The following is a 12619-nucleotide window of genomic DNA, read 5'->3' as shown; positions in this document are numbered from 1 at the left end:
TCTTCCTATACGCCCAGTTGCCGGGCAGCCAGATCCTTCATCACTTCTTCAGAGCCGCCGCCGATCATCATCACCTTCACTTCGCGGTAGATGCGTTCGCTCTGCGTGCCGCGCATGTAGCCCATGCCGCCCAGCAGCTGCACGGCCTGATCGGCACAGAACTGCATCGCCTGCGTCGCCTGGACCTTCGCCAGGCACACGCGCGCCACCAGCCGGGCCGGGTCGTCCAACTGGTGCTGGATGCGGTAGGTCAGGTCGTAGACGAGGGTGCGGGCCGCATCGATGCGCAGGGTCATGTCCATGAGCTTGTGTCGCACGACCTGTCGCTCCGACAGCGGCGTCCCGAAGGAAATGCGTTGGCGCGTCCAGTCGACTGCCTCCTTCAGGCAGACCTCGGCCATCCCGCACGCGAGCGCCGACATGAAGAGCCGCTCGGCGTTGAAGTTGTTCATGAAGGTCTTGAACCCTCGGTTCTCCTCGCCCACGAGATGGGCGACGGGGACGCGGCAGTTGTCGAAGCGCAGGTGTGCGGTGTCGGAACTCCACCAGCCCATCTTCTTCAGCGGCGTGCGCGTCAGGCCCGGCGTGTCGCCGTCGATCACCAGCACGGAGATGCCGCCTGCGCCTTTGCTGGCGGGGTCGGTCCGCACGGCGGTCGTGATGAAATCGGCGCGGATGCCCGAGGTGATGAAGGTCTTCTCGCCGTTCACGACGTAGTGGCTGCCGTCCCGGATCGCGGTGGTGCGAAGGCTGGCGACGTCGGAGCCGCCTGAAGGCTCCGTCACGGCCAGGGCGGCGATCTTCTGCCCCGCGAGCACCGGCGGGAGGACGCGGCGCTTGAGCGCATCGCTGCCGGCGGCCAGGATGGGCGGCAGTGCGATGCTGTGCGAGTTGATCGACGCCTGCACGCCACCGCAGCCGCAGCGGGCGAACTCCTCCGCCACCACGATCTGGTAGAAAAGGTCCGCCGGCGTGCCGCCGTATTCCTCGGGGTAGTTCAGGCCGAGGACGCCCATCTCGGCGGCGCGTGCGTAGAGAGAGCGCGGAAAGGTCTCGGCCTCGTCCCACGCGTTCACGAAGGGCGTGATCTCGCGTGCAACGAACTCGCGCAGGCTGGCCCGGAACTGCTCGTGATCGGGACTGAAATAGAAAGGCAGCGGCGGCGCATCCAGGAATTCCATCGATGACTCCTCATGGCCCAGGAGGCTAGCGACTGCCCTCATCACGGTCTTGCGCGGAGTGGCTACGGCGTAGCGACTTGGCACAAGCTTTTCGAGGTGCAGCCCGATAAGCTGAACGTATCCCTTCAGCCAGGAAAAGACCCATGAGCACGAGCGACGCAGCCGCACAGAAGATCGTCCGCATCGGCGGCGCCTCGGGCTTCTGGGGCGACAGCATGGTGGCTGCGCCGCAACTGGTGAAGCTGGGCCGGCTCGACTACCTGGTGTTCGACTACCTGGCCGAGACGACCATGTCCATTCTTGCGGCGGCGCGGGCCAGGAAGCCCGAGCTGGGCTACGCGACGGACTTCGTCGATATCGCAATGAAGTCAGTGCTCGGCGAGGTCAAGCGCCAGGGAATCAAGGTGGTCAGCAACGCGGGCGGCATCAACCCGCAGGGATGTGCCGATGCGCTGCGGGCGCTGGCAGAGGCCGAGGGCATTTCGCTGCGTATTGCCGTCGTCGAAGGCGACGACGTCAGCGGGCAGATGCCGGCGCTGCGCGAGCGCGGCGTGGCTGACATGTACACCGGCGAACAACTGCCCGAGAAGGTGCTGAGCGCCAACGCCTATCTCGGTGCCCTGCCGATCGCGGAAGCGCTGGCCGCAGGGGCCGATGTGGTGATCACCGGACGCTGCGTCGACAGCGCCGTCACCCTCGGCCCGCTGATGCACGAGTTCGGCTGGACCAGCGACGACTTCGACCTGCTGGCCTGCGGCAGCCTCGCGGGCCACATCATCGAATGCGGATGCCAGGCGACCGGCGGCCTGCACACGGATTGGGAAGACATCCCCGACTGGGCGAACATGGGCTACCCGATCGTGGAGTGCCATGCCGATGGCAGCTTCGTCGTCACCAAGCCGGTGGGCACGGGAGGCAAGGTGATCCGCGCCGCCGTCGCGGAGCAGATGCTGTACGAGATCGGCGACCCCGCCGCCTACATGCTGCCCGAGGTGACATGCGACTTCCGTCATGTCGTGATCGAGCAGCAGGCGGACAACCGCGTGCGCGTCAGCGGCGCGAAGGGGCGCGCGCCCTCCCCGACCTACAAGGTTTCAGCGACCCAGCTCGATGGCTTTCGCTGCGCGGGCAGCCTGGTGATCATCGGCATCGACGCCGAGCGGAAGGCGCGGCGCACGGCCGAGGCGATCATCGAGCGCACCAGCCGCATCCTGCGCGAGAGCGGCCAGCCGCCCTTCACTTCGACCCATGTCGAGGTGATCGGATCAGAGTCGCTGTACGGCCCCCATGCGCGGACGCGCAGCGTGCGCGAGGCCACGATGCGCGTGGTGGCGAATCATCCGCAAAAGGCGGCGCTCGCCATGTTCGCGCGCGAGATCGCGCCGGCCGGCACCTCGTGGGCGCCGGGTACGACGGGCCCCGGCGGAGGTCGTCCTGCGGTATCGCCCTTGATCAAGCCCTTCTCCTTCCTGCTCGACAAGCCAGCGGTTCCGCTGGCCTTCCTGCTTGATGGCGAGCGCCACCCCCTGTCGATGCCGCAAGTGGGCGGCGACGCAGAGGCCCCTGCCATCGAGCTTCCCCCTCCCTATGAAGATCCCGGCGAGCCGCAGGAGGAAGTGCGCCTCATCCAGCTCGCCTGGGCGCGCAGCGGCGACAAGGGAGATCTCTCCAACATCGGCCTGGTCGCGCGTCGGCCCGAATGGCTGCCGCTGCTGTGGGACCGGGTGAGCGAACATTCCGTGCGCGACTACTTCTCGCACCTCGTCCATGGGCCGGTCGAGCGCTTCTATCTGCCGGGCACCGCGTCGATGAATCTTGTGCTGCACGACGCGCTGGACGGCGGCGGCCCATCGTCGATGCGAATGGACCCGCTCGGCAAGGGCATGGCGCAGATGCTGCTCGACATGACGATCGCCGTGCCGGCGTCTGTTGCAGTGCAATGCGCGGCGGCGGAACCTGCGGGTCATCACGCTCGACAGGCCCAGGGGCCAGTCCTATAGTCGGGCTCCTCTTGGGCCGCAGCCAGCCCGCAGGAGATGCCGCAGCAGGCCCGCGGTGCAAGAGTGATCGACAGTGCAAATCCACAACGAAGGAGACGCGCAATGAAGAAGTCGGTTCTCATGGTTGTCGGCGCCACCCTGGTCGCTCTGTTCGCCGCCGCTCCGGCGCTGGCCCAGAAGAAGACACTCGCCGTCGTCGTGAAAGGGTTGGACAACCCTTTCTTCACCGTGCTCGGTGACGGGTGCGCCCTCTGGAACAAGGAGAACGCCAGCTCCGAATACACCTGCCTCTACACCGGCCCGGCATCCAGCGCCGACGAGGCGGGCGAAGTGCAGATCGTCGAGGACCTGATCAACAAGGGCGTTGCGGGCATCGCCATCTCGCCGTCGAACGCGCCGGCCATGGCCACGATGCTCAAGGCCAAGAGCCCGAAGATGCCGATCATGACGATCGACGCCGATCTCGCGGCGGCCGACCGGGCCCAGCGCAAGACCTATCTCGGCACCAACAATTACGACATGGGGGTGCTGATGGCCAAGCACCTGAAGGAACTCAACGCCAAGGGCGGCACGGTCTGCATGCAGCTCGGCAACGTGGCGGCCGACAACATCAACGCGCGCGCGGCGGGCTTCCGCGACACCATCAGCGGCAAGAAGGGCATCGACCGGCTCAAGGGCGAAGGCGGATGGACCGAGATTGCCGGCTGCCCGCTCTTCACGAACGACCAGATCGACCTCGCCAACCAGCAGATGGCCGATGTGTTCACGAAGAATCCGAAGCTCAATGCGTTCATCCTCGTCGGCGGCTGGGCGCAGTTCGGCCCGCAGGCCTATGCACAGGTGACCGACCAAGTGATGCCCAAGCTCAAGTCCAAGGAGCTGATCATCGTTGCGGGCGACACGCTGCCGCCGCAGCTAGATGCGCTGAAGGCCGGCCGCAGCCATGTGCAAGTCGGCCAGCGGCCCTTCGAGATGGGCCACCGCGCGCCGGCCGTGCTGATCGACCTGATCAACGGCAAGAAGGTGAACGATCCGCTCTACACGGGCCTCGACGAGTGCGTCCCGACGAACCTGGACAAGTGCCCGGCCAAGTAACGCCCATGACCGTCCTGGAGCTCTCAGGGGTCTCCAAGCATTTCGGCGCCATCCAGGCGCTGACCGACGTGTCCCTGTCGCTGGCGGCCGGCGAGGTCGTCGGCCTGATGGGCGACAACGGCGCGGGCAAGTCGACGCTGGTCAAGATCGTGGCCGGCAACTACCCGCCGAGCCACGGCGAGGTGACGATGGAAGGCCGCAAGGTCGTCTTCCACAAGCCCGCCGACGCGCGCGAGCAAGGCATCGAGATCGTCTACCAGGACCTGGCGCTGTGCGACAACCTCACGGCCGCGGAGAACGTGTACCTTGGCCGCGAGCTGACGCGCGGCATCGGACCTTTCAGGGTCCTGAACTACCGCGCGATGTTCCAGCGCGCCGGGGAACTGTTCGCCGAACTCAAGTCGGAAACGCGACCGCGCGACCTCGTGCGGCGGATGTCCGGTGGACAGCGCCAGGCCGTCGCCATCGCTCGCACGCGGCTGGCGGACCCTCGCATCGTGCTGATGGACGAGCCGACCGCCGCCATCAGCGTGCGCCAGATTGCCGAGGTGCTGAGCCTGATCAGGCGGCTGCGAGACCACGGCATCGCGGTCGTGCTGATCAGTCATCGCATGCCGGACGTCTTTGCGGTGGCGGACCGGATCGTCGTGCTGCGCCGTGGCGTGAAGGTGGCCGACAAGCCCATTGCACAGAGTTCGCCTGAGGAGGTCACAGGCCTCATCACCGGCGCCATCGGGGCCGCATGATGAGCCTTCCCGGCGAATTCGACGCGGCGGCGAGTCTCCAGGAATCGATCGGCCGGCGGTCGCACCGCACGTGGCTGGGCTGGCTCGTCAGCCAGCAGACGTTCTGGGTGTCGGTGGCCGCGGTGATGGCGTTCGTCGTGCTGTCGCTGGCGAGCGATGTCTTCGCGACGCAGCAGAACCTGTTCAACGTGACGCGCAACTTCGCGTTCGTGGCCATCATCGCGATCGGCATGACCGCAGTCATCATCACCGGCGGCATCGACCTGTCGGTCGGCGCGGTGCTCGTGCTGTCGGGCATGGTGATCGGCATGACGATGAATGCGGGCACCTCGATCTGGGTGGCGATTCCGCTGGCGCTCGGCGCCTCGCTGCTGGTCGGTGCGCTCAACGGCGTGATGATCGCTTACGTCGGCGTGCCGCCCTTCGTGGTCACGCTGGGCATGTTGTCGATCACGCGCAGCCTGGCCATGGTGTTGTCCAACAACCGGATGGTCTACCAGTTCGGTCCGGACCAGCCGCAGTTGCTCGCGCTGGGCGGCGGCTTCGTCAATCTCGACCTGCCCTTCGTCGACGTGATCCGGGTGCCCAGTCCCGTGCTGTTCCTGCTCGTGCTGCTGGTGATCGCGAGCTTTGCGTTCCGCTGGACGCGCTGGGGCCGGTACCTGTATGCCATCGGCGGCAACGAACGCGCGGCCGTCATGACCGGCGTGCCCGTCAAGCTGGTCAAGGTCAGCGTCTACATGTTCTGCAGCCTGTGTGCCGGCATCACCGGAATTCTTGAAGTCGGCTGGCTCGGTACCGTGACCACCAGCCTCGGCCAAGGGATGGAGCTGTCGGTGATTGCGGCATCCGTCATCGGCGGCACCAATCTCACGGGCGGCATCGGTACCGCGTTCGGTGCGGTGGTCGGAGCGGCGTTGATCGAGGTGATCCGCAACAGCCTGATCCTGCTGGGCATCAGCACTTTCTGGCAAGGCACCTTCGTGGGCAGCTTCATCATCATCGCGGTGCTCTTCGATCGGCTGCGCGCGCGCGGCGCAAACGACTGAGCTGCGCGCCCGGTCCGCACCGCCCGTCCGTCATACCCCCTTTGTGGGATGACGATGCGCGCAAGTTTTCTGCACGATCGGCCAGCCCGACCCAACGTCGCCTTTCGACGCGCCGAGGCTGGAGGAGAGACACATGGATATCCTGATGCTCAAGGGCAGCACCGGCACGGACGTGGACAAGCTCCGCGCGGCACTTGCGACGGCGCTTGGCGACGAGGCCACCGGTTTTTCTTCCCTCGGGAAGCCGGGCACTCCGATCGATGACGACTTCGACGCGGCGATCAAGCGATGGCAGGCCGGCGTCGGCATCATCGCGGATGGCGTCGTGGGGCCGCGGTGCCAGATCCTGCTGGAGCTGATCCCCGAAGTCGGCGGCAGCCTTTCACTGCCGCTGACGGTCGGCAAGGTGAGCCAGGTGTTTCCGGCCACCAAGCCCGCGAACATCGCACGCTACCTGCCCTACATCGGCTCGGCGCTGGGTGTGGCCCACCTCACCGATCCCGCCATGATCCTCGGCGCACTGGGCACCATCCGCGCGGAGACCGAAGGTTTCGTGCCGATCTCCGAGTTCCAATCCAAGTACAACACCGCACCTGGTGGCGCGCCCTATGCCCTCTACGACCTGCGCAAGGACATCGGCAACGGCGCTGCGGGCGACGGCGCGAAGTACAAGGGCCGCGGCTTCGTCCAGCTGACGGGCAAGGCCAACTACATCAAGTACGGGAAGGACGTCGGCCTTCAGCTCGAGGCCATGCCGGACATGGCCAATGCGCCCGAAATCGCGGCGGTGCTGCTCGCGCTGTTCCTCCAGGACAAGGCCACGGCGTTTCGCGCCGCGGTCGCGAAGAAGGACTACAAGGCCGCCCGCAAGCTCGTCAACGGCGGCGCGCACGGTCTCGAGAACTTCACGGACGTGTTCCAGCGCGCCCAGCCAGTGTGGAAGGAAGAACTGACCATCGCCGCCGCCAGCGGCATTCCTGCTGGCAAGCCCGGTGCCGCAGCCCGGCGTGCCGTGGCGAGCGCCACCAAGGCGCTGGCAGCCCGCGTGGACCACCCGCGCAAGAGCAAGGACTCGTTGACGCGGAAGGACGCCGCCGACATCCGCGACCGGCTGTACATGCCACCGGCGGTGAGCCTGCCCGACGTCTATCCGCCGCTCGACCAGTTCCACTTCCTGCCGAGCTACACGAAGGCCAACCTCATCCTCGCCCAGGGTCGCGAGGGATCGTGCACCGGCTTCGGCCTCACTTGCGTGATCAATTACATGCGCTGGATCAAGGCGAAAACGCCGCCGGCCATGACGTCGGTCAGCCCCCGCATGCTCTACACGCTCGCCCGCCGTCATGACGAGTACGAAGGCGAAAACTACGAAGGCTCGACCTGCCGCGGGGCGATCAAGGGCTGGTTCAACCACGGCGTCTGCCTGGAGCCCGATTGGCCCTACGCCGCGGGCAAGGCCACGGCGCCGAAGTACGGTTTCGCGAAGCGAGCGGCCAACATCACGCTGGGGGTCTACTACCGGATCGACACCAGCTCGATCACGGACCTGCAGGCGGCCATCTCGCAGCACGGCGCCATATTTGTCTCCGCCTACACCCACGATGGCTGGGACACGGTGGCCGCGGTCGGCGTTCCATCGGACCACTCCCGGGTGCCGGTCATCCAGTTCGACGGACGCAAGTCCGAGACGGGTGGCCACGCCTTCGCGTTCGTCGGCTACAACGATCAGGGCTTCATCCTCCAGAACTCCTGGGGCACGGGCTTCGGCGCGGGCGGCTTCGCCGTCCTGAGCTATCTCGACTGGCTGGCCAATGCGATGGATGCGTGGGTCGTTTCGCTTGGTGTGCCCCGCGTCATCGCCGGCCAGCTGGCCGCGGGGGGGTCCACCGGCGTGGAAGTCGGGCGCTCCGGTGCCGACCGGAGCAAGTGGTGGGACAACAGCCTTGCCTACCAGCACAGCGTGGTCCTCGGCAACGACGGCCGCGTGAGCCGGTACCTGACCGAAGACGAGCAGCCGAGAAAGCTCCAGCAGCAAGCCTATGTGTTGCCCGATGCGTGGTTCCGCGAGCGAGGCGTCCAGCGCAAGCGCCTGGTCCTGTACGTGCATGGCGGCCTCAACGACGAGGCGACCGCCATCAAGCGTGCGAGCGCCATGGGACGCTACTTCATCGGAAACGGCTGCTATCCGATCTTTCTCGTGTGGAAGACCGGCCTGTTGGAGTCGTTGACCGACATCATCACGGACATGTTCCGCAAGCAGCCTGCCGTGGCAGGCGCGCCGGGCTGGGTCACGGATGCGAGCGACCTCGTCATCGAGAAGACGATCGCGCGGCCGGGCGCCAAGCCCATCTGGAGCGAAATGAAGGAGAACGCCGAACTTGCCTTCGTGGAAAGACGCGGCGGGGACCTCCTCCTCGACGCACTTTCGAGCCTTGCCGGCACGTGGGGCGATGACTTCGAGTTGCACCTGGTCGGCCATTCCGCCGGATCGATCGCCATCGGCCACCTGCTCAAGGCGCTCGCGCTGCGCAGAGACGGCGGGAGGGACCAGGGTCTCTGGAAATGCCTCACCTCGATCAGCCTGTTTGCGCCAGCGTGCAGCGTGGCCTTCGCCAACCGGACCTACGCGAAGAACCAGGACGTGATGCAGCGCCTGCACCTGGACATCCTCGCGGACAAGATCGAACGCGACGACAACGTGGCGGCGATCTATCGAAAGTCCCTGCTCTACCTGGTCTCGAACGCGCTGGAAGCCGACGTGCACGCGCCCATCCTCGGGCTCGACCGCGTCGCGGATCCGAACGACACGGGATGGGACGGGACGTCTGACACCGGCGACGCGCTCAAGACGTGGCGCCAGGCCGCCGAGGACAGCGACCTGGGCAATCGGACCACGAAGGTGACGGCCTCGCAAGTCAAGACGGCGATCGACGCCAACGGCAAGCCGGTGATGACCCCCGCCGCCCACGGAAGCTTCGACAACGACATCGACGTGGTCAGCCGGACCATGCTTCGCATCACGGGGGATGCGAAGCTCGCGATGCCCATCGACGATCTGCGCGGCTTCTAGAGCCTAGGCCGGCGCGCGCGTGAGCTTGGCCGTCGTGTCGAAACCTCGGCTCTTGTACGTCCCCGCGAGCGTGCCGTCCGGCTGGAGCTTGTAGTTGACCGTGGCGCCATTGGGGAACTGGTAGTCCAGCGTGCCAGGCCCCACCTTCGCATTGATGCGTCTCCATTGCGGAGCGATGTTCACATAGGTGTTGCTCGGTTCGCCCGTCGAGTAGACCATGGTCGCACCCGATGCATCGATGCGCTCGACGATCAGGATGTGGTCGAGCTGCGTCGAGCCGTTGATCCACTTGCCGACCCATTTTCCGGAGAAGCCCTTGACGTTGGGCGGAAGGGCGTCACCCGGCGCCTCGACCTTGACGTCGGGCGGTAGGGGTGCCTTGGAGGGAGGGGCTGCGCAAGCGATCAACCCGATGCACGCGACAACGGCGCTGAGAGTGCTTTCATCTCTTCTTCTCCTTTTTGATGAGGCAACGCTATCTGCGCGGAGTTTTGCGCACATCATTCAAATTGATAATGACAGTTGCCCCATTTGCCGGGCAGAAGCGCGCCGGCAAATGTCGGAGGTTTGTGGACACCGACTTCGGGACTTGGCAATATGGACCGCCCCGCAATCGCGGGCTCCATCAACTAGCCAAAGGTTCGCATGAGAAAAATTGTCCTGATCGGCGCTGCCGTGATTCAACTGACCGCCATGACCGCTTTTGCCCAAAGCAGTGGCGAGGCCGATCCATCACAAGCCAAGGCCCCGCCCGTCGCAAAGACCACGCCTGCGGAGCGTGCCGCTGCACGCTCGGACCGAAAGGCGCAGGGCGGACAGGCCGCTCGCGGCCCGCAGATCGGTGAAGGACAAAGCGAGCCCGCTCCCACGGCCGCGGTCAGCAGCGCAGACCGCAAGGCGGCGGCGGCGAAGCGCCGGGCCGCCAATCGTGAGGCCAACAAGTCGGGCGAATACGCACGCGGCGGCAACGCGGACGCACCGGAGAAGCAGAAGCAGTAAGGTTTCACGCAGCGCGCCCGGGACGGGTTCCCGTGCGCTGCAGTTTTCGCTGGCGGGCGTGACTTCCTACCTTGGGAGACGGGTCCGCTCCGCGATCCAATACGGGCCGCATGAACCCGATTTCACAGCGAATGAACCCAGCCCTGAGTCTCGTCATAGAAGAACCCATCGCCGGGCACTACTACTGGATGATCGTTCGACCCGGTGGGTGGCTCCGCCTCTCCCCCACTCTCATCAACTCCGCGTCCGGGCCGCTGCCTTCGTACCAGGCGGCCCAGGAAGCCGGCCGCCAGGCGCTGGCCGCGATGCAGGCGCCGGTTGACCACCCCATTCCGAGCGGCTTCGGTGGTGCCTGGGACATCATGACGATGCCCGGCGCGTTGGTCTGAGGCGTCAGCCCTTCAGGTCCTCGAGCGTCTTTCCGCTGGCGAGAGCCTCTTTCATCCAGCGCGGCTGCGGGCCGCGGCCGGTCCACGAGTTTCCGCTTCCATCGCGGTAGAGCACGGACGACGGCCGGCGCTTGAACTTGCGGGTCTTGGCCTTCGCGGCCGGCGCGGCGGAAGCGCCGCTCACGAATTCATCGAGCGACCGGCCCGAAGCCAGCGCATCGCGAAGCCAATGCGGACGCGGCCCACGACCTGACCAGGAATTGCCGTTGCCATCGATGTACTTGGCGCCCTTCGCCGAGGCTGCATCGGCCGTCGAGGGCTTCCGGGCGGCGGCGGGTGCCGCGCCAAAACCGAGTTGGTGTGCAGTCAACCCGTAATGATCGATCGCCACCTTGATGCGCGAAATAACGCCTGAAATCTCCTTGTCGCGAAGGGCGTCGGCCTGTCGTTGCAGCATCGCGATCTTCTTCTGAAGCTGGGAATAGGTCTGGGTCATGAGGCGCCTTTGTCAATCAATCAAGAGGTGTAGCTTAATCCCAACGGTCATGGCGCCTTCGGAAAAGCCCATTTCCCAATTGGAAGCAGCTGCTCTCCCATAGGAATGATCTGAATTTCTCGCATCCAAACTCCCCCAAGCGTGACAAACGCCGCGCAGTGTCAATCTGGTCGACCTGCGCAATCACTCGATTCGGGCTTTGCCATGCGACGATCAAAAACCCAAACCAACTCGACAAGCTTGGCAAAGAAGACATGAGCATTTATGTGATCGACGACCACCCACTCATGCGAGACGCAGTCTCCATGGTGCTGCGCAGGGTCCGCCCCGCGGCCAACATCGTCGAACTGGACCGACTGTCCCGACTGGGCGACGCCGTCGTCAAGCACGGCGTCCCCGATCTGGTCTGCCTGGATCTGAACTTGCCGGACACCAGCGGCTGCTCCGGCGTGATTGCCGTGAAACAGAGCTTTTCGAGTGTGCCGCTTGCCGTCTACTCGGCCTCTCCGGCGGCTGACATGGAGGCGCAATGTCTCGCGCATGGCGCAGACATCTATATCGACAAGGCCAGCGGCGCCACGCAACTGGCGTCATCGCTGCGGGCGCTGCTCGTCGAGGAGGTCGAGAGCGACACGGACAGCGACGAAGCGCCCGCCTCAGGGGGTCAATTGACCAAGCGACAGCGGCAGTTGGTGCAGCTGCTCAATGAAGGCCTCGGCAATCGCGAGATGGCGCAGCGTCTGGAAATCAGCGAAGACACGGTCAAGGTGCACATGTGGCGGCTTTACAAGCGTATCGGCGTCAGCAGCCGGACGCAGGCCCTGCACTACGCAAGGACGAAGGGACTCCTCGTCTCCGATATGGGGACCTGAGAACCGGAAGGCACCGTCGATCAGCGAATGGTCGAAAGCCGTCCGAAGGCTGTTCCAGCGCCCATCGTGGTGCTGCATTCCTTGACCAGGGCGGCGGAACGCGAGACCTGATCGGTTATCCGGTCATTCAGCGGCCGCCAGCCGCGGTACAGGGGAACCACAAGGAACCAACCCGTTGCCGCCACGGCCACCGCAGCGCCAATGCAGATCCAATGCATCAATTCCATTCCTCGACCCTCTCCGTGTTGCGTTGGCCATCAGTCTGCACGTTCGCCATGCGCTTGTGCATCCGCCGTTTGGCGCACCTTGAGCAGTTGCTCACGGTCCGGACCGGTCAGATGTCACGATCGGAGCCGGTCCTTGTCGATGTGCGGACTCATTCGCACGTGCACGATGCCGCACGCGTGCAGAAGCCCGCGGCGTTCGATGCCGTGCTGCTCCCTGCCTTGCAGGACGGCCGGGCTCTTGCCGGGCATTGGATGTCGCATCCCAGACAGCCACCGGAGACCGGTGCGGCGCAATAGTTGCCGGACTGGGCGGGCTGCATGGCGGTCGAGACCGGCTGCCCGCAGCCGCACAACAACACCAGTACAACCAGAATCAACGACTTCATGAAGAGCTCCTTGTGTGGCCGATGGCCGATGCGTGATATTCGTCTTGTCCGGAGCGAATCTATCCGCAAGCCAATTAGGATCGGCGAATCGTAGCCACTAGAGTCTCGC

General features: G+C 65.4%; 13 protein-coding genes. 8 read left to right on the top strand and 5 right to left on the bottom strand.

Going from position 1 to position 12619, the window contains the following annotated elements; genetic code table 11:
• Positions 1–5 precede the first annotated feature (5 nt).
• Complete coding sequence (locus QTH90_RS03455) at positions 6–1181, bottom strand: acyl-CoA dehydrogenase family protein (RefSeq protein WP_286663117.1); 1176 nt, start codon at positions 1179–1181, stop codon at positions 6–8.
• 143 nt (positions 1182–1324) lie between these two features.
• Between QTH90_RS03455 and QTH90_RS03450 the strand changes: the two genes are divergently transcribed.
• The 5 genes from QTH90_RS03450 to QTH90_RS03430 all read left to right on the top strand — a co-directional run bounded on the left by QTH90_RS03450 (position 1325) and on the right by QTH90_RS03430 (position 9141).
• On the top strand, positions 1325–3181 hold the full coding sequence (locus QTH90_RS03450) for an acyclic terpene utilization AtuA family protein (RefSeq protein ID WP_286663116.1): 1857 nt from the start codon (positions 1325–1327) through the stop codon (positions 3179–3181).
• A gap of 102 nt (positions 3182–3283) precedes the next feature.
• Positions 3284–4276 (top strand): substrate-binding domain-containing protein, encoded by a 993-nt coding sequence (locus QTH90_RS03445; protein WP_286663115.1) that lies wholly within the window; start codon positions 3284–3286, stop codon positions 4274–4276.
• 5 nt (positions 4277–4281) lie between these two features.
• Positions 4282–5022, top strand: coding sequence for an ATP-binding cassette domain-containing protein (locus tag QTH90_RS03440; protein ID WP_286663114.1), 741 nt, complete (start codon positions 4282–4284; stop codon positions 5020–5022).
• Positions 5019–6071 carry an ABC transporter permease gene (locus QTH90_RS03435; protein ID WP_286663113.1) on the top strand — a complete coding sequence of 351 codons (1053 nt, stop codon included), beginning with the start codon at positions 5019–5021 and terminating at the stop codon, positions 6069–6071. The genes QTH90_RS03440 and QTH90_RS03435 overlap by 4 nt, the downstream gene beginning before the upstream one ends.
• A gap of 133 nt (positions 6072–6204) precedes the next feature.
• Complete coding sequence (locus QTH90_RS03430) at positions 6205–9141, top strand: C1 family peptidase (protein ID WP_286663112.1); 2937 nt, start codon at positions 6205–6207, stop codon at positions 9139–9141.
• Positions 9142–9144: 3 nt separating this feature from the next.
• Here QTH90_RS03430 and QTH90_RS03425 read toward each other — a convergent pair whose 3' ends face one another.
• A complete protein-coding gene (locus QTH90_RS03425) occupies positions 9145–9549 on the bottom strand; it encodes a hypothetical protein (protein WP_286663111.1) in 405 nt (134 codons plus the stop codon).
• A gap of 237 nt (positions 9550–9786) precedes the next feature.
• Here QTH90_RS03425 and QTH90_RS03420 point away from each other — a divergent pair, with 237 nt between their 5' ends.
• Both QTH90_RS03420 and QTH90_RS03415 read left to right on the top strand, forming a co-directional pair.
• Complete coding sequence (locus QTH90_RS03420; RefSeq protein ID WP_286663110.1) at positions 9787–10140, top strand: hypothetical protein; 354 nt, start codon at positions 9787–9789, stop codon at positions 10138–10140.
• Between the two features lie 131 nt (positions 10141–10271).
• A complete protein-coding gene (locus QTH90_RS03415; RefSeq protein ID WP_286663109.1) occupies positions 10272–10529 on the top strand; it encodes a hypothetical protein in 258 nt (85 codons plus the stop codon).
• 4 nt (positions 10530–10533) lie between these two features.
• Here the strand turns inward: QTH90_RS03415 and QTH90_RS03410 are convergent, their stop codons facing one another.
• A complete protein-coding gene (locus tag QTH90_RS03410; RefSeq protein ID WP_286663108.1) occupies positions 10534–11025 on the bottom strand; it encodes an H-NS family nucleoid-associated regulatory protein in 492 nt (163 codons plus the stop codon).
• 158 nt (positions 11026–11183) lie between these two features.
• On the opposite strand from QTH90_RS03410, the gene QTH90_RS03405 reads away from it, so the two are divergent.
• Complete coding sequence (locus tag QTH90_RS03405) at positions 11184–11897, top strand: LuxR C-terminal-related transcriptional regulator (protein ID WP_353506601.1); 714 nt, start codon at positions 11184–11186, stop codon at positions 11895–11897.
• 20 nt (positions 11898–11917) lie between these two features.
• On the opposite strand, the gene QTH90_RS03400 is transcribed toward QTH90_RS03405, so the two are convergent.
• Together QTH90_RS03400 and QTH90_RS03395 are read right to left on the bottom strand one after the other, a co-directional pair.
• Positions 11918–12124 carry a hypothetical protein gene (locus QTH90_RS03400; protein ID WP_286663107.1) on the bottom strand — a complete coding sequence of 69 codons (207 nt, stop codon included), beginning with the start codon at positions 12122–12124 and terminating at the stop codon, positions 11918–11920.
• Positions 12125–12238: 114 nt separating this feature from the next.
• Positions 12239–12373, bottom strand: coding sequence for a hypothetical protein (locus tag QTH90_RS03395; RefSeq protein WP_286663106.1), 135 nt, complete (start codon positions 12371–12373; stop codon positions 12239–12241).
• Between the last annotated feature and the right edge of the window lie 246 nt (positions 12374–12619).

The sequence above is a fragment of the Variovorax flavidus genome (assembly GCF_030317145.1).
Lineage (GTDB): Bacteria > Pseudomonadota > Gammaproteobacteria > Burkholderiales > Burkholderiaceae_C > Variovorax > Variovorax flavidus.
The sequence above is the reverse complement of the archived record's forward strand: the minus strand, read 5'-3'. Positions and strand labels throughout refer to the sequence as shown.